The 17,029-nt window shown below is 61.4% G+C and carries 13 protein-coding genes; 1 reads left to right on the top strand and 12 read right to left on the bottom strand.

What is annotated here, in order from left to right:
- Positions 1-136 precede the first annotated feature (136 nt).
- From LRX75_RS20720 to LRX75_RS20675, 10 genes are all read right to left on the bottom strand, one after another.
- Positions 137-1,030: an amidohydrolase family protein gene (locus LRX75_RS20720; protein WP_231816545.1), complete on the bottom strand. Its 894-nt coding sequence runs from the start codon at positions 1,028-1,030 to the stop codon at positions 137-139.
- A gap of 54 nt (positions 1,031-1,084) precedes the next feature.
- A complete protein-coding gene (locus tag LRX75_RS20715) occupies positions 1,085-2,053 on the bottom strand; it encodes a substrate-binding domain-containing protein (RefSeq protein WP_231816544.1) in 969 nt (322 codons plus the stop codon).
- Between the two features lie 42 nt (positions 2,054-2,095).
- Positions 2,096-3,115 (bottom strand): ABC transporter permease, encoded by a 1,020-nt coding sequence (locus LRX75_RS20710; RefSeq protein ID WP_231816543.1) that lies wholly within the window; start codon positions 3,113-3,115, stop codon positions 2,096-2,098.
- The gene (locus LRX75_RS20705) at positions 3,112-4,611 is read right to left on the bottom strand and encodes a sugar ABC transporter ATP-binding protein (RefSeq protein ID WP_231816542.1); all 1,500 of its coding nucleotides are present in this window, start codon (positions 4,609-4,611) and stop codon (positions 3,112-3,114) included. The genes LRX75_RS20710 and LRX75_RS20705 overlap by 4 nt, the downstream gene beginning before the upstream one ends.
- An 11-nt stretch (positions 4,612-4,622) precedes the next feature.
- On the bottom strand, positions 4,623-5,882 hold the full coding sequence (locus tag LRX75_RS20700; RefSeq protein WP_231816541.1) for a TRAP transporter large permease subunit: 1,260 nt from the start codon (positions 5,880-5,882) through the stop codon (positions 4,623-4,625).
- Positions 5,879-6,379: a TRAP transporter small permease gene (locus LRX75_RS20695; RefSeq protein ID WP_231816540.1), complete on the bottom strand. Its 501-nt coding sequence runs from the start codon at positions 6,377-6,379 to the stop codon at positions 5,879-5,881. Before LRX75_RS20695 ends, LRX75_RS20700 begins: the two co-directional genes overlap by 4 nt.
- A 56-nt stretch (positions 6,380-6,435) precedes the next feature.
- On the bottom strand, positions 6,436-7,440 hold the full coding sequence (locus LRX75_RS20690; RefSeq protein ID WP_231816539.1) for a TRAP transporter substrate-binding protein: 1,005 nt from the start codon (positions 7,438-7,440) through the stop codon (positions 6,436-6,438).
- A 66-nt stretch (positions 7,441-7,506) separates the two neighbouring features.
- Positions 7,507-8,547 (bottom strand): transketolase family protein, encoded by a 1,041-nt coding sequence (locus LRX75_RS20685; RefSeq protein WP_231816538.1) that lies wholly within the window; start codon positions 8,545-8,547, stop codon positions 7,507-7,509.
- Entirely contained in the window at positions 8,544-9,383 is an 840-nt protein-coding gene (locus tag LRX75_RS20680; protein ID WP_231816537.1) for a transketolase, read from the bottom strand. The genes LRX75_RS20685 and LRX75_RS20680 overlap by 4 nt, the downstream gene beginning before the upstream one ends.
- Before the next feature lie 28 nt (positions 9,384-9,411).
- Positions 9,412-10,173: an SDR family NAD(P)-dependent oxidoreductase gene (locus tag LRX75_RS20675; RefSeq protein ID WP_231816536.1), complete on the bottom strand. Its 762-nt coding sequence runs from the start codon at positions 10,171-10,173 to the stop codon at positions 9,412-9,414.
- A gap of 157 nt (positions 10,174-10,330) precedes the next feature.
- Between LRX75_RS20675 and LRX75_RS20670 the strand changes: the two genes are divergently transcribed.
- Positions 10,331-11,221: a LysR substrate-binding domain-containing protein gene (locus LRX75_RS20670; protein WP_231816535.1), complete on the top strand. Its 891-nt coding sequence runs from the start codon at positions 10,331-10,333 to the stop codon at positions 11,219-11,221.
- Positions 11,222-11,390: 169 nt separating this feature from the next.
- Here the strand turns inward: LRX75_RS20670 and LRX75_RS20665 are convergent, their stop codons facing one another.
- On the bottom strand, positions 11,391-13,202 hold the full coding sequence (locus LRX75_RS20665; protein WP_420851244.1) for a CHASE2 domain-containing protein: 1,812 nt from the start codon (positions 13,200-13,202) through the stop codon (positions 11,391-11,393).
- Positions 13,203-13,237: 35 nt separating this feature from the next.
- Positions 13,238-16,852 (bottom strand): FecR domain-containing protein, encoded by a 3,615-nt coding sequence (locus tag LRX75_RS20660; protein ID WP_231816534.1) that lies wholly within the window; start codon positions 16,850-16,852, stop codon positions 13,238-13,240.
- Positions 16,853-17,029: the final 177 nt, after the last annotated feature.

The following is a 17,029-nucleotide window of genomic DNA, read 5'->3' as shown; positions in this document are numbered from 1 at the left end:
ACTGGCCACAAGCACAAGGATGCCGTGGTGAAGGTGGTCGCAAGCCGTAGGGCCGTTCTGCGGGGGTAGTTCCAAGGCATGAGTGCATCGAAATTGCTCCTAGGCCAGGCGTTGGCGATACGCTCGAGCGCAGTCATCAAAGGCGATAGAAATAGGCGGCGTTGTCGTGAAACAGCTTCAGGCGCTCGCCGTTGCTGAACCCGGCAGTGATCTCGCCGAATGCCTTCCAAAGCGCATCATAGGTCGAGAAAAGCTTATCCACCGGGAAGTTAGACGCGAACATGCACCGGTCGATGCCGAAAGCTTCGATCGTCTCTTCGACGTATGGACGAATTGTTTCCGTCGTCCAGGTCCAGTCTCCCATTCCGAGACCGGAAATTTTGCAGGCCACGTTCGGGGCTTTGGCCAATTTCCCCATGCCTTCGCGCCAGCCCTGGAAATGACCCGGACCATCAACCTGCATGCCCGTGTGATTGAGGATGAACTGCACGTCGGGAAAGTCGGATGCCAAGTCCAGAAACTCCTGCATCTGCCAATAGTAGATCTGCAGATCGAAGCTCAGCTTGCGCCGTTCTAGCTCGCGAAAGCCTCGTCGCCATTCCGTGGTGCGGCTGACCTCCGGTTCCAGAAGATAGGTCTTGGCCGGATCCCTGTGGAAATTCATTGACTGGCGGATGCCGCGGAAGTTCCGGTATTGCATGTGCTCGTCGAGCAGAGCCGCGACGTCGGGCTTGCGAAAATCGGCGTAGCCGACAATGCCGTGGGGAAATCCGTGCCGGTCCGCAACGCCCTGCAGCCAGCGGGTCTCGCCCACAGGGTCCTTCGGGTCGTAGCCGACATCCAGATGCACAGCCTTCACGAGGTTCTGGCCCTTCGCATCGTCAAGGTAGTCGCCGATGAGATAGGTCTTGTTAATGGCCGAATAGTCGCCGAATGCGGATGGCTTGACCCCGTCCGAGAGCCAGGGATAATAATTTTTCTCAAGGTCCCAGAGGTGAAAATGTGGGTCGATGATGGGTATGTCTTTCATGAAGCTCTCCACTTCGGGAACGGTGCCCGTGCGAAACGGGCACCGTTCACTGCGTCAGTTGCTCGGCGGGAAAACGCGGGCGATGGTCGCCTTGGCTTCCGGCGAATCCACCTTGTCCGCCGTGACCAGCGGCATGACGAGCGCCAGGTCCTTGGTCACCTCCGCGCCGGTCAGCGCGTTGAAGACCTGCTGCGTCCCGTCGATACCCTGGCCCACGGCCTCTTGGAAGAATATGCCCTGGATAGCTTTGGCCTTCAGCAGACCGATGGTCGTCGGGCTTCCATCGGCGACGGCAATGCCGACCTTGCCCGTTAGGCCGCGTGTCTCCACCGCTTTGGCAGCACCGGTGCCTGCCTCGTCATACATGCCGTAGATCGCTTTAATGTCGGGATGCGCCGTCAACATATCGTTTGCCTGCGTCACCGCTTCGTTCACGGTCAGACCACGCGTCTCCAGCATCTGCACGAGATCGCATCCATCGCTCTTAAACGCCTCTTCGGCCCCTTTGAGATATTTTTGCGCATTTTCGCGATCCTGCGGCAGGGAAAGCATGCCCACCTGATTGCCACCGCGTTCTTTGGCGAGTTTGCAGACGAAGCTGCCTTGCGCCTTTCCGGTCTCGAGATTGTTGGCAGTGACCGATGACGTATAGTCCGTCTGCCCGGGCTGCGGCCCGATACCGGCGAAGGCCACCGGAATATTCTGGGATTTCAGATAGGCGAGCAGCGGCGGCGTGCTGGTAGAGCTGACCGGGCCGATGACGATACCATCGACGCCCTTCGTCACTGCCGTACGAGCATTGTCCATCTGCTTGGCCGGCGAGTTTTCGGATGTAAACTCTACATAGTCCATGCCGAGCGCCTGCGCCTTTTCCTTTACGCCATAGCCCACCCACTGCCAGTACGAAATGTCGAGCGACGGGGCGAGATAGGCGACAGTCTTTTTTTCTTGCGCCTGCGCGGATACGGCGCCGAGCGACGCTGCTGCAAAGATCGCAATTACAGTGTTAAATTTCCAAACCATGGTCTTTCCTCCTCCAAGGAAACCAGCCTCATGCTGGTACTGTTAACCGGCTCCCCGCCGGGATTTACTGAAACGGTCGATCAGGACCGCGATGAGAATGGCAAGGCCGGTCACCGAGCCTTGCCAGAAACTGTTGATGCCGATGAGATTGACGCCGTTCTGGATGACGGTGATCATCAGCGCGCCGAGAACGGCGCCGACGGCGGTGCCCGTGCCGCCGAGGAGGCTCGCCCCGCCGATGACGACAGCCGCGATGGCCTGCAGCATCAGACTGGAGCCTGCGGTCGATTCCGCATTCAGAATGTAGGAGATCGTCAGAAGGCCGGAGAACGATGCGAGCATGGACGATGCTACATAGGCAAAGAACGTTGTCCGCTTTACAGGAATGCCGAGAAGATAAGCGGCGGCTGCACTGCTGCCCACGGCGTAAAACCAGCGGCCAGCGACCAGCTTTTTCAGGAACAATTCAATCGCAAAAACCAGCACCAGGCAGAACAGAATGTAATTCGGCATCCCGGGAATAAGGCTTCCGCTGTTGAGAAGCCAGAAATCCGGATCGTTGACGGGCATCGAGCGCCCGTTGGTGACGATGAAGGACAGCGAGCCTGCGACCGCGAATGTGATCAATGTCACGACAAATGGCGCCAGCCCGGCAATTGTCACGAGGAAGCCATTGATCGAACCGAAGACGAGGCCGACGCAAAGCCCGATCAGGCTGGCCTCGATCCCGCCGAAACCGTAGGCCATCGCCTGCGCCGTCACCATGCCCGTCAGCGAAAAGACCGAGCCGACGGACAAGTCGATCCCTCCCGTGATAACGACGAGCAGGACGCCGAGCGACATGATGATGAGCGGCGCGCCGGCTTGCGTGATGTTTGCGAAGTTCCCCCAGCTCAGTGCCTGTGGCACCTGCGAACCGACCGCAAGTGCCAGAAGCACGATGGCGACGGCGATCGCGATTTCGGTCCGGTAGGCAGATAGGAGACTTTCGCGATGCCGGATGGCCGGCTGCGTCTCTGTCGCCGGTTGCGGGGTTGCCGTTTGTGCAGGTGTTTGTGTCATGCCGCCATTCCTGTGAGTTCCGCAAGCTTGTCTTCGGTGAGGTCCTGCCGTTCGATCACACCTGCACAACGGCCATCCGTATTGAAGGCCAGCACGCGGTCGCAGACTTCTAGAAGCTCGGTATTCTCGGTTGACCACCAGACGATCATTGTGCCGCTCGCGGCCATCTGACGAATAAGCTGATAGATTTCTTTCTTTGTGCCGATATCGACGCCGCGCGTCGGCTCCTCTAGAACGAGAAGGCGCGAGGGAACGCCGAGCCACCGGGCGAGGAGCAACTTTTGCTGCGTTCCGCCGCTCAGCGTGTTCGGCAGGTCCCAGATGGAAGCCGCCTTCACCTTCAGGGCCTGCATGAGATCGAGGCATTCGACGCTCTCGCGTGCCCCGGTGAAAAGGCTGCCCCGGACGATGCGGCGCGAAGCGAGCACATTGTCGATGATCGGCAGACTGTGCAGGACACCCTTGTGGGAGCGATCGCCGGTTATGAAACCTGAACCGAGTGTCGCGGCCTGATGCGGCGACGAGAACCTTGCAGGCCAGCCCGCATGGGACACCGTCCAGCGCTTCGAGCGCGCAGCGCCGACAAGCGTGTCGATCAGCGTTTGCGGACCGGCCGGCGCGCCGGCGACGCCAAGGATCACGCCCGGCTCCAGGGAGATCTCGAGCCCATTCTCACGAATGGTCAGGCGGCCGTGACCTTCGGCGCGGGAAATGTCCGCTGCGGGGCGTTCCTGGACCTGAGCCTGCGCCTGCGAAAGTTGTCCCATCTTCTCGATGATTGCCGTGTCGCTCAATCCTGCCATCGGTTCGCGGTCGATGACCGTGCGCCCGTCGCGGATGATGCTGCAGGTATTCGCAATCTGCCGGATTTCCTTCATGCGATGAGAGACGAAGACCACCGAAAGGCCGGTCTCTTGCGTCAACCGCCGCAAAACCGAGAACAGCCGTTCGGTTTCAAGCGCCGTCAGGTTGGCAGTCGGTTCATCGAGGAGAATGAGTTCCGCCCCGGACGCCAGTGCCCGGGCGATCTCCACCATCTGCCCTTCATGCAGGCTGAGGCTGCCGACGAACCAGTGCAGTGAAGCGTCCGCAAAACTGCGGTCGATCATCGATAGGGCGGCATGGGCTTGTTTTATCGCCCACTTGCGATTGAACAGTCCGAAGCCACGCGAAAAGTGCGGCAGGGCGATGTTTTCCGCGACCGTCAGGTTTGGAAGAAGCGCAAGCTCCTGGTGAACAACCGCCACCTTTCGCCGCCCTTCTGCTTCCGTGCGCAACCTATCGGCTCGATCGCGGAACTCGATCGTGCCTCCATCCTGTGATGCCGATCCCGTGATGATCCGGATCAATGTCGACTTGCCTGCACCGTTGCCGCCAAGAAGCGCGTGGATCTCGCCTCTTCGAACGGAGAAGTTCACGCCCTTCAACACGGACGTCGCTCCATAGGACTTTGTCAGTCCCCGCACGGTCACAGCGTAGTTGCTGTCCTCGGTCATCGCGTCCTCCTTCAATACAGCGTCAGGGCGGGGATGAAGCTGACCGCGAGGAGGAGCAGCATGGCCATGGAGAAATATGGCCACAGCTCTCGCGTCGTCTCGCCCAGCGGCGCCTTGGCGATCGACGAGGAGATAAAGAGCGTCGTGCCAATCGGCGGCGTATAGAGGCCGATCCCGAGATTGACGACCATCATCAGGCCGAGCTGCACCCTGTCGAGACCGATCTGGTCTGCAAGCGGCACGAAGATCGGGCCGAGCAGCAAGATCGCCGGCGGCATGTCGAGCGGCATGCCGACGATGAGCATCAGGACATTCATCATCAATATAATGACGATCGGATTGGAGATGTGGAGCGCGACCCAGTCGGCCATCTGCTGCGGCGCCTGGTCGAAGGTCAGAACCCATCCGACCGCGGCGCTGCCCATGATAACCAGCATCACCACGCCGGTTCCCATGCCCGCCTCGACAATATTGTCGCAGAAGCGCTTCCATGTCAGGTCGCGATAGAAGACGAGGCTCAGCACCAGGGAGTAAACCACCGAGAGCACCGCGACTTCCGTCGGTGTGGCAAGACCGAAGCGCAGGAACAGGATGATGAGAATGGGCAGGAGGATGGCCGGAAAGCTCTTCAACACGAGCGCCCCCATATCGCGCTTGCGCATCGTCTCGGCATTCGTCGGATAGCCCCGTCGCACAGCGATCAGCCAGCAGACGAAGATGAAGCCCACGGCCATCAGCAGGCCGGGCAGGATGCCGGCAAGGAAGAGATCGCCGACGCTGACGCCGCTGACCAGCGAATACAGGATCATCGGAATGGACGGCGGGATCAGTACGTCGATGACCGACGACGTCGCGTTGTTCGCGGCGCAAAGGGCCGGCGGATATCCCTGCTTCTTCTGCCACGGGATGAGCACTGATCCGAGCGCACTGGCATTGGCGACCGCAGAGCCGGACACGCCGCCAAAGACTACGGACGAAACCACGGTCGTGGAAAGCGGGCCGCCCCGCCAGCGCTGCATGGCCTTCGAGGCGAGCTCCAGTAATTGCCGTCCCAGTTCGCCGCCGAGCATCAGGGTCCCGGCGAGCATAAAAAAGGGAAGGGCAAGCATGGGGAAGGACTGCGTCTGATCATAGACCTGCTGGGCGACGATCGACAGCGGCACATAGCCATTAAAGAGAACGCCCGCTGCTGCCGAGATAATGAGCGCATAGCCGACGGGCACCGCAAGGATCATCAGGACGCAAAACGCGGCGATCATAACGAGTGTCATACCGGCATCTCCTCGGCTTTCACCTCTGTTCGGTGCTCCCAGCCAAAGCGGAAAACCCTTGCGGTGGCGGAGACAATGACGAGCGATACCAGGACGGAACCGACGGCGAGCGCGTAGTAGCCGATGCTGTTCGGCAATTGCAGGACGGGGCTACGCTCCACGCTGGCGATCTCCGCAACGATGGTCGCCTGATAGCCAAGGCACAGGAAAGCAGCGGCGCTGATGGAATTGGCGAGGCAGAAAGCGAGAATGCGCCACCGCTCGCCCAGCTTGTCATAAATCCACTCGACGGCCATGTGCCCGCCGGCATGCGCGGCAAGCACGATCCCCGCCAGAATGAACCAGGGAAAGATCAGCATCGGCAATTCCTGGGCAAACGAAAATCCGCCGCTGGCCATGGCATACCGGGCAAGCACGTTCGCTGTCGTCACCGCCGTCAGCGCGATTCCGCTGATGATGAGAACGACGCGGCAGAGCCGTGTGATGACGCCGGCCACGAGATCGATCGTCTGTATGGCGCCGGTCGTGGCCGCCGGCCGCCCGGAGGTAGGGCTCACGCCCTTGCCTCCGCCTCAACCTGAGCCACGAATTCGCCGAACGGCTTCTGCTTCCAGACATCGGCAACGGGCGCCGTCGCTTTCACGAATGCCTCACGATCAACCTCCGTCACCTCGACCGCCGGATTGCCCTTGAATGCCGCAAGCACTTCCGTCGCCTTGTCGCGAGACAACGAGCGCTGCAGTTCACCTGCCTCCTTCGCCGCAGCCATCACGGCCTCCAGATCCTTGCCGAGCCGGGCACGGGCGATCATCGACATCAGGAAGGGGGTCGATTCCCACTTGTGCGCGGTCAGGCTCACGAAGCGGTTGACCTCGTACAGCTTGGAGCTTTCGATATTCGCAAGCGGATTTTCCTGCCCGTCGACGACGCCCTGTTGCAGGGCGATGTAGAGTTCGCCGAAGGCGATCTGTTCCGTGCTGGCGCCGAGCGCCTGGAAGATATCGATCGTCATCGGATCGGCGGGGGTGCGAACCTTCAGCCCGGCGACCTCCGCCGGTGTCGTCACCTTGCGCTTGGAGTTGGTGAGATGGCGGACGCCATTGTCCCACCAATCCAGCGGCATGATCCCGATGGCCTCGAAGCGCTTGTCGAGTTCGCCGCCGACGGCGCCCGAAAGAACCGACATCGCCTTTTCGGTCGTCGCAAACAGGAACGGCAGGCCGAGCGCCGACAGTTCCGGAACGAGCGCGGATGTCGCGCCCTGGCTGTTGGCGGTAAAATCGAGCGCCCCGGTTCGCAGGCTGGTCAGCATGGCGGAATCGCTGCCGAGGGTTTCGGCGCCAGCTACGTTGATCTTGACGCGGCCTTCCGTTTTCTGGCCGACGAGCTCTGCAAATTTCGCCGCGGCCACCGTGCGCGGATTGCCGGGAGCTGCCCCATGGCCCAGCGTCAGCGTCGTTGCTGCCTGTGCGTCCCGAAGGGTCGTGAGCAGCGCCGGCGCGGCAAGCGCCACGGCGGCGGAACGAAGAAAGGAACGTCTCTGGATCTGCAAGTGCATGGTCTCCTCCATTGTGGCTGGTCATGACCTGCCCGGCTTCCTCCTCGCCGGACGGGTCCTCATGGTCTATCGATCGAGCCACTCCTTGACCGACGCGACGACGCGGCTCGTGGAGAGCCCATACTGGTCGTGAAGCGTCGGAAGCGCGCCTGCCTCCAGAAACTGGTCGGGAAGCGCGATCTGGCGAAAGGCCGCCGGACGCACGTCGGAGCGCATCAGCGTCGCGGCCACGGCTTCGCCGAGCCCGCCGATCAGTGTGTGGTTTTCCGCCACGATCACCAGCCGGTTCTGCTTCCTGCATTCGGCAAGGATCGTCTCCTCGTCAAGCGGCTTGATGGTCGGCACATGAAGCACCGCCACATCCACACCGTCCTTCTGAAGCGCCTTCGCAGCCTCCAGCGCCCGCATGGTCATGAGCCCCGAAGAGATGATCAGCGTATCGCGCCCGTCGCGGATGAGCTTGGCCTTGCCGAACTCGAAGGTATAGCCATATTCGTCGAGGACGAGCGGCACGTTGCCGCGCAGCAACCGCATATAGACCGGCCCCTTGTGCGCGGCGATCGCCGGCATCGCCTGCTCGATCTCGAGCGCATCGCACGGGTCTATGATCGTCAGGTTCGGCATGCCCCGGAACATGGCGATGTCCTCGGTCGCCTGATGGCTGGGTCCGTAGCCGGTGGTCAATCCAGGCAAGGCGCAGACGATCTTCACGTCCAGCATCTCTTCCGCAATCGCCAGGCAGATGAAATCATAGGCGCGCCGCGAGGCAAACACCGCATAGGTGGTGACCCAGGGCTGGAACCCTTCCCGCGCCATGCCGGCGGCCGACATCATCAAAAGTTGCTCGGCCATCCCCATCTGGTAGAAGCGGTCGGGATGCGCGGCCCGGAAAACGTGCAAGTCGGTATATTTGGCAAGATCGGCCGACATGCCGACGATGCGCTCGTCCTCCTCCGCCAGCGCCGCGAGCGCATGCCCGAAGGGCGCGGACCGTGTCGGCTGGCCGGGACCGGCGATGGATGCGATCATGGCTGAGGTCGTCAGGCGCGGCTTCATCTCGCCGGAGGCCGTCAGGTGATCGGGGCGGATATATTTGGAGCGTCTCATGGCGCAACTCCCTCGTCGATGATCTGGAGCGCTTCCGTCCATTCCAGCGGTTCGACCCGCAGGAAGTGATTGCGCTCGCGCGCCTCCAGGAACGGCACGCCCTTCGCCATCTTCGTGTCGCAGATGATCATGCGTGGCTCGGGACCGGCGTGATGGCGGGCCTTGTCGAAGGCCCCGACCAGCGCATCGAGATCGTTGCCGTCCACGCGCTGCACGAACCAGCCGAAAGCTTCGAACTTGGGCAGAAGAGGCTCGAAATTCAGGACGCCCATGGAAGGGCCATCGGCCTGCATCTGGTTGACATCGACGATGCCGATGAGATTGTCGAGCTTGTAGGAACCCGCCGACATGGCGGCCTCCCAGGTCGAGCCTTCGTCCAGCTCGCCATCGGAGAACAGATTATAGACGAAAGCCGGGGATTTCTTGCGCTTCAGGCCCAGGCACATGCCGACGGCGATACCGAGCCCGTGGCCGAGCGAGCCGCCCGTGATCTCCATGCCGGGCGTATAGGTGGCCATGCCGGACATGGGCAGCCGGCTGTCATCCGTGCCGTAGGTCTCCAGCTCGTCCTCCGGCACGATCTTCGCTTCGATCAGCGCCGCATAAAGGGCGATGGCGTAATGGCCGATCGACAGCAGAAAGCGGTCGCGCCCCTCCCATTCCGGATCCTCCGGCCGGTAGTTCGTGGCGTGAAAATAAGAGACCGCAAGAACATCGGCGACGCCGAGCGCCTGCGCGATATAGCCCTGTCCCTGGACCTCGCCCATGCGGAGCGCATGGCGGCGGATACGCCGCGCCCGCTCCGCGAGAGTGACATTGTGACCGATCTGGACCATCTGGCATTCCTCCCTTCGGTACGGCAGCTCAGTGGATGAGCATGCCGCCATTGACGTCGAGCACGGCGCCGGTGACGTAGGCCGACAGGTCGGAAGCGAGGAAAAGATAGATGTTGGCGACGTCGCGCGCCTCGCCCAACCGGTTGAGCGGAATACCCTTGAGGATATCGACGCGCATCTCGGGCGTCAGCTTGTCGCCGGTAATGTCCGTCTGGATCAATCCGGGCGTAACCGAATTGACGCGAATGCCGACGGGCCCGAACTCCCGCGCCATCGCCTTAGCAAGGCCGAGCACGCCCGCCTTCGCCGCCGAATAATGCGGGCCGCCGAAGATGCCGCCGCCGCGCTGCGCAGACACCGATGACATACAGGCGATCGAACCGCCGCCATTGTCGCGCATGTTGGGAATGAAGGCTTGGCTGAGATGAAGTACGCCGGTCATGTTGACGCTGACGATGCGCTCCCAGTCCTTGCCCGTGATATCGAGCGTCTTCACTGGCTGCGTGATGCCGGCATTGTTGATGAGAATGTTAATCGCGCCGAATGCCCCGATCGTCGCAACGGACGCCGCTTCGCACGATGCACGGTCGGCAACGTCGCAGCGGACGCCGATATGCTCGCCATGACCGACCTTCGGCAGCGCTGCGGCCGCCTCTTGCGCCGCCTCGGCATCCAGATCGAGAACCGCCACACGGGCGCCATGTTCGGCGAACAGTTCCGCCGTCGCGCGGCCAATACCGCGCTTGCTCGCCGCGCCTGATATGACTGCGGTCCTGCCTGTCAGAAGCATTTTTTCTCCTCCCGATCCCGTCCCGGACACATCCGGCCAACGGCATCTGGTTTCTCTAGTCGGGATCACCTCCACCGACATGACGAATTTGATCGGAAAGTGGCCCGCAAACAAACGCCAAGTTTACACCATCAGGTGAATCTGGTTCACTAATCCGATGTTCCAGATGAACTCCCTTTCTGCCGTGCGCATCTTTGAATCAGCTGCCCGTCTCGGGTCGTTCCGAAACGCCGCCGAGGAGCTGAACCTGTCTCCAAGCGCCGTGAGCCATGCGGTCACCCGCCTTGAGCGAGATCTGGGCGTCGCGCTGTTCGAGCGGACGACACGCAATGTGCGACTGACGTTGGCGGGCCAGACCCTGCTCGCCCATGCATCGAGCGCCTTCGAGGAACTGCGGCGGGGAATTGAACAGATTACATCGAATAAGGCGTTGCTGCTCAGGCTGCACTGCGCGCCGAGCTATGCCGCCAAGGTCCTGTCTCCGCGCCTGCCCCAGTTCCTGAAGGAAAATCCGGGCGTCGAGGTGCGGGTTGCGGCCAGCACGAGCTACGCGCGCTTCGTGGACGGGCTGTTCGATGCCGACATCGTCTATGGTGAGCCCACCAACCGCGAGGACTTAATTGTCATTCCTCTTGGCGAGGAAATCGTTGCTCCTCTCTGCGCGCCGGACCTTGCACGGCGCCTCACATCTCCCCGCGACCTTGTGCATCAGTCCCTGATCCGGAGCGATCTGAAGCGCATCCAGTGGATCGACTGGTTCGAAGCCAACAATCTCGGCCCACCCCCTGCGCCATCCATGAGTTTCGACCGAAGTTTTCTTGTGCTGGACGCGGCCGTGAACGGTCTAGGAATTGCCCTTGAATCGTGCGTTCTGGCGCGAAGGGAACTCGAGAGTGGTCTCCTTGTCAGGCCGTTTTCGCCCAAGTGCCGGCACAACAGGTATATCGGCCATTATCTCGCCTACCCGAAATCCGGCAGCCAGCGGCGGCTGGCGCGTATCTTTGCGGACTGGTTGACTGGGGATACGTCAGGAGAAAAAGGACTCTGACAGAACGCTGGAACGGCTGTTGAGGCGGAGTCCAGGATAATGGCCTCCTGGCGTAGGGGAACTGTTTCTGCGAGGCACATAGATTCTAAGGTTTAACGCCATGAAGGGATTCGAACCTCCCACGCGTCTAACCGCAGAAATTGAGCCTGGTTGTGCGAGACGCCGTTGTCTACTGATTTCCGTGAACCGGCAGGACGGCAAACACGGCAGAAAGGCCGGTACGTCCCTTGACTGTGATACGGTCAAGCTCAGTCACGGAGATCGTATCGCGAACCAAAGCGGCAGTGGTTTCGCCTATGAGAAGCGGTACGCCATAATTCTTGGACTCGCCTTCCAGGCGCGAAGCCAGATTGACGCTGTCTCCGAGGACCGAGTAGTCGAACCGACGAGTCGAACCCATGTTCCCGACGATGCAGGCACCCGTGTTGATGCCGATGCCGATCCGCAATGACGGTGGAGGATCGCGGCCTGCATCCTGTGCTTCGGCCTGCAATTGTCCATTCAGCATATCCACCGCTTCGAGCATCGCAAGGGCGGCACGAACCGCGCGAACGGCGTGATCAGGCACGTCGAGCGGAGCATTCCAGAAGGCCATAATGCAGTCGCCGATGTACTTGTCGATGGTGCCGCCGCTTTCCAGCACAATATCCGACAAGGGCGTCAAAAGCCGGTTGATAAGCGTCGTCAACTGCTCAGGATCGTCTTTCAAAGCTTCGGATATCGTGGTGAACCCGCGAACGTCGCAAAAAAGGATCGTCAGGACGCGCCGCTCGCCGCCAAGTTTCAGCATTGTCGGATTTGCTGCGAGCTTTGCGACGACAGCCGGGGCGAGATACTGCGAAAACGCGGAGGTGATCGCGCGGCGGCGGCGGCGCTCCGCAGCAAAATCGACGCTCGCCTTGACGCCGCAAACGAGGAGAAAGGAGCCAAGCGGTGCGAGCGGTGGAATGAAAACGCGTCCGTACCGCAACGACAGGCCGGCGCCCACGACCGCACCACCAACGACAAACAGGGCGGCTTGCGCCGTTGTCCAACCAGTTTCGCCACGAGCAATGATAGCAGCGATGACCGATGCCCCGACGATGCTCAGCATGCGAAGGAGCGGACCGGCCGGCTTGATAAAAAGACCTGCCGAAAGGTTGTCGAACAGCGTCGCTTGAATTTCGGCACCAGATACAAGACGGCCGCTATGAAGCGTATCGGATGTCGGAAAGGCATCGGCCGCAGCCGCATCGAGCGTCGGGGCATTTTGAAGGCTCAGACCGACGATCACCGTGCGTCCCCTGAAGGTATCCTGGGGAAGAAATTGGTCCGGATGAAGCGCTTGATAGTAGGACACCGTATCGTAAGTCCGGGCCGGTCCGAATGTCTGTGTCAGCTTCTCGCCTGCCGCGATCTCTGCAGGTCGACCGGCAACGTCCAAGAGTTGACGCGCAAGACCGTCGTGATAGGCGGGGACGCGTCGCAGGACTCCATCGGCATCAAGGCTAACAGACGCAATGCCGATCCGGGCACCGGTCGTCGTCAGTTGGGCAAGCGGCTCCGTACGGACGAACTGATCGGCGTGAGGGGTTCGGATCAAAGCTTCATCGCCAGCGAGCACGACGTCCGGCCCGAGCACTGCAGCAAGCCGTGCATCCTGTGCTGGATCCGCCGCGGGCTCGGCGAAAATGATATCCAGCGCGATCGCACGTGCACCTGCCGCCCGAAGCGCCGTCACGAGTTCTCCGTGCAATGAGCGGGGCCAGGGCCACTGTGTGCCGATCTCCATCATCGAGGGCTCATCAATCGCAACGATCACGGGACTATCGGCGGGGCGTGTCGGAGGCGCAATCGTCGACAGGTAGTCAAAGGCCCGCATCTCCAGAAGATGCCACGGTGATGTCTGGGCGATGGAAGCAAACAGAAGCACCGAAAGAAGCGTGACGATCGAGAGGCCATACAGGCGTTTCCTCCAATCGACGGCGGCAAGATCGGGCACCCCTGCCGGACAGCCCTCTCCTCGACGCCGTGCCATCAGAAGCGAACCGTCATCTGTGCCTTCACGGACCGCGCCCATCCTGCGGTGCCCGCCGAAACGTAGAAGGCCTCGTCTGTGAGGTTGTAGCCACCGAGATCGAGCTGCACCCGGCCATCCGACGACTCCCAGCTGACATTTGCGTCGAGCGTCCAGTAGTCGCCAAGCGTTTTACCGGCCAGATTGCTGGCCCGCCGGCCCGTGTAATTTCCGGCGACCGTCGCTGCGATGCCGATCGGATTGACAAAGGTCAGTGCGAGCTGGGCGGCATCCCGCGGGACATAGGTTAAGGCGTCGCGATAGCCGCCACTTGTCGGGTCGTCGTTGCGCGAAGACGCCCGCGCATAGGTCGCGGTCAGGCCGACGCCGCTGCCGAGGGCGAGGTTGCCGGTAACGCTGACCCGGTCGATCCGCCCGCGCGCTACATTGCCGCCGACGAGATCGACGACGGGGAGCGACAGGGGATCGGCAATCAGGAGATTGCGCACGGCCTGGTGCTGATAGTCGACGGCCGTGAAGAAGCGGTCCGTCCACTGGGCATCCCAGCGGGCAGCCAGCGTATCGGCATAGCCATCGATCGACAGCGGCAGCTGGTTAGATTGCAGCGCGACGACCCCCACGGGCGCAAGGGTGGGCGTCGACTGTGTAAAGCCTTCCCGAAGATAGCCGAAACGAAGCCACTGCCCCTCAGCAACTTCCCAGGCAAGACCCGCACGCGGCTCCAATCGGGCGACATCCACGGTATCGCCTGTCATCCTGCGCGCAAACAAAGCCGCTTCGAGTCTCAGGCCCGGGATTTCATCATAGAGTGCGTCAATGTAGGATATCCAGGTCGTAACATTTGCGTCGTTGATTGAGACCACATCCTCAATGAGCGGACCGGGCGTGCGATCTCCGTTGAGAAAAAATAGACGTGAAATTGATCTTGACGTTGCGTTGACGTTTCCACCCTCAATGCCAACCCGAAGAGTGGCCGCCTCTGCGCCGATCGTATAGCCGAAGGCCGCAATCCGGCTTTTCTCGCCTAGATCCTGCTGACGTTCGAATCCGAAAGGAATGCCGCCCAACGAGAAGTCGCCGGCCGCGCGGCTGGAGCCTTCGATATTGCTCCCGAAGATTGCGGCATTCAGAATGTTCTTGTATCCAAACGAATGGCTCCAGCCGATACCAAAGTTTGCGCTCTGCTGCTGGTTTGTGTCGCGAGACGACGACTCAGCCGGAATGCCCGCAAGGAAGCGCCTATCGGCCTCGACAAGACTGTCATTGTCACCGCTATTGACATAGGCAACGATATGATCGTCCGGCGTCGGGCTGGCTGTGATGTAGCCGTTGCCGCCGGTGATATCGGTGGTTCCACTCAAAGCATCCGTGCCGTCTGCGCCGACGCGCTCGTCATCACGCGCTTCCCATGACAGGTTGCCGAAAAAGCTGATCGGGAAAGGCGTTTGCGTGAAGCCTTGTATCTGCCCGCCCTTAACCCATTCCGAGCCAGTGTTGGTGAAGTTGATGCCCGTCGTCAGCGCGGTTTCGGTAAACGGCATGCGCACCAGATTTGCCTGGCGTTCGCTGCCGGCAAGCAGGTGCGGATCGAGAAGTAGCGCCTTCAGGAAGGACGAGTAGCTGCTTCCGTTGCCGGAGGGATCGATCGTGTTGACCCCATAGCTGAAGCTGTTGGCGAACGGATTGACGCTGCCGCGCACGGTCTGGTCGAGGTAGGACGTGCTGGCGAACGGATCAAAGACGATATCGCCGTAGAACTGCCCCCAGGCATCAAGCCCCTGCAGGCGGAACGCGTCGTTGAGAACCGAGCCTGCTTCCTGGTTTGCGCCCACGGAGCCGAAATCGCCCCCACGCTGCCGTGACCGCTTCAGATAGTCCTGGGCGTTGCGTATGGCGCCATCCGCATCGTGATCCTCGATCGCGATGGACGTGCGATAGGCCGCGATCACGGGATCGTTCGGATCAAGCCGGTCGGCGTTGTCCAGCGCCTGATCCGCAGCACCCTGCTCACCATTTGCGTAGAGGGCGGCTGCGAGCAGGAGCTGGCCTTGCGCGTAAGCGGGATTGGCCGTCGAGCCTGCTAGAAGATCGGCGATCGCCTTGTCCTTCTCGCCGGTCTGCAGATAATATCGTCCCCGTGTGATAAGCGCGATGTCGAAACCAGGCTCGATCTCGAGCGCCCGGTCAATCTCACGCCTCGCGTCCTCGACCCGCTGTTCCTCGAGATAGAGCCCGGCGAGATTGGCGTGGTGCAGGGGCGACATCGGATCGAGCGCGATGGCTTTTCGGAACGCCGTCTCCGCCTCTCGTCCTGCGCCGCGAGCAGATTGAAGCAGGCCGAGGGAATTCCAGATCGTGGCATTGCCCGGCTCGGAAACAAGCGCCGCTTGAAGGTCGGCCAAGGCTCCACCGAGATTGCCACGCACGCCGGCCTCGAAATCGGCTCGCGCTTCCAAAGCCGTGGCCTGGCCGGGGTCTCGGGCTAGGGCGACGGCAATGGCGGCCTGCGCCTGTTCACGGTCGCCCATAACCAGAGCGACCTTCGCCCGGATCGCCGGTAGAAGGGCGTTGTTCGGGTAGCGGGCTTCAGCACCTTTCAACAAGTCGATTGTTGCCCGCAGATTGTCCCGGAAACCGACCGTAAACACTTCTCCGACGATCGCGGCGGCGCCCACGCCGACACTTGGCGGCCGTTCCACATGGCTTGGATCCGCCAGGGAACTGGCGAAGTATGCACCATAGAGCGCGACAGACCTGCGCGCATCATCGAGGTTCGGCGCGGCGCGGTCAAACAGCGCCGCGGCCTCGTCATAGCGCCGCTCCGATCCGGCGATCAGGGCGTCGAGAAGAGCGACCCGCGCGCCCTGTCGCGTATTCAGGCGCTGCCGGCGCACCGCGGCCAGCGTCGCCAGAGCCTCTGCCTTGCCCGAAATGGTGAAGTTCACCTCGGCCAGCGTCAGCCAGTCCTCGGCGGTACGACGCTCGGGCGGAAGGGCGAGAAGTGCGGCACGGCTCCGTCGCATATCCGGCCCCGGCAAGGGCGATGCCGGCAGGAACGGAAAGGCATCCCGCAGTTCGAGGTAATACAGCATCTGCTCGCGATCGCTCGAATTGAGGACAATCACCTTGCGTGGGGCCTGCCCAATGGCAGCAACAGCGCCCTCTCCTTTCGTTACCCGCACGCTCCCGAGTGCGTTGCTGAGATCAACGACGCCGTCGAGAACGGTGAGTGAGGTCTTACCTCCTGCATCCACCGAAAGTGTCCAATCGGTTCCGCGGATGGCAGCCGTGGCGGCCGGTGTGTCAATGGCCAGTCCGGACCCGCCGCGCTCAGCCCGGGCCCATATAGTTCCCGACTGCAGCTCAACGCTGGCATCGGCCCCACCACCGTTGACCTTCTTGACGAGCAGCGAGGTGTTGCGACCAAGGCGCATCTGCGTTCGGTCGGAGAAGAGGACGGCAAGCTGCCCGGCGGCATTTGTGCGAAGAATATCGCCATTGACGACGTCCTGGGAGAGATCGACGATCGACCAGCCGTCTTTCTCGACAAACCGGATCTCTTCACCGGATTTACGCGCAATGACGGAGCCTGCTGCAGACTGTGCCCGCAGCAAGGGTTCGGCTCTCATTACGCCTGCGCACATTATAGTTGCGGACGCCGCCACGACGGCCACTATGCCGCTTCTCATCCCAAATTTCCCTCAGACCCCGGCTGATGACTGAATTTGGCTCAGCAAAAAGTCAAGATACTTGGGTAGCCAAACGTTGCATAAAGTTTTCAACTATGATTT

This window comes from Rhizobium quercicola, from assembly GCF_021168455.1.
Taxonomy (GTDB): domain Bacteria; phylum Pseudomonadota; class Alphaproteobacteria; order Rhizobiales; family Rhizobiaceae; genus Ferranicluibacter; species Ferranicluibacter quercicola.
This window is presented reverse-complemented; position numbering and strand designations above follow the sequence as displayed.

Excerpts from the sequence above, each read along its gene's own strand:
- LRX75_RS20710 (WP_231816543.1), bottom strand. The coding sequence starts at position 3,115 with ATGACACAAACACCTGCACAAACGGCAACCCCGCAACCGGCGACAGAG.
- LRX75_RS20680 (WP_231816537.1), bottom strand. The coding sequence starts at position 9,383 with ATGGTCCAGATCGGTCACAATGTCACTCTCGCGGAGCGGGCGCGGCGT.
- LRX75_RS20705 (WP_231816542.1), bottom strand. The coding sequence starts at position 4,611 with ATGACCGAGGACAGCAACTACGCTGTGACCGTGCGGGGACTGACAAAG.
- LRX75_RS20715 (WP_231816544.1), bottom strand. The coding sequence starts at position 2,053 with ATGGTTTGGAAATTTAACACTGTAATTGCGATCTTTGCAGCAGCGTCG.
- LRX75_RS20690 (WP_231816539.1), bottom strand. The coding sequence starts at position 7,440 with ATGCACTTGCAGATCCAGAGACGTTCCTTTCTTCGTTCCGCCGCCGTG.
- LRX75_RS20670 (WP_231816535.1), top strand. The coding sequence starts at position 10,331 with ATGTTCCAGATGAACTCCCTTTCTGCCGTGCGCATCTTTGAATCAGCT.
- LRX75_RS20700 (WP_231816541.1), bottom strand. The coding sequence starts at position 5,882 with ATGACACTCGTTATGATCGCCGCGTTTTGCGTCCTGATGATCCTTGCG.
- LRX75_RS20720 (WP_231816545.1), bottom strand. The coding sequence starts at position 1,030 with ATGAAAGACATACCCATCATCGACCCACATTTTCACCTCTGGGACCTT.
- LRX75_RS20675 (WP_231816536.1), bottom strand. The coding sequence starts at position 10,173 with ATGCTTCTGACAGGCAGGACCGCAGTCATATCAGGCGCGGCGAGCAAG.
- LRX75_RS20685 (WP_231816538.1), bottom strand. The coding sequence starts at position 8,547 with ATGAGACGCTCCAAATATATCCGCCCCGATCACCTGACGGCCTCCGGC.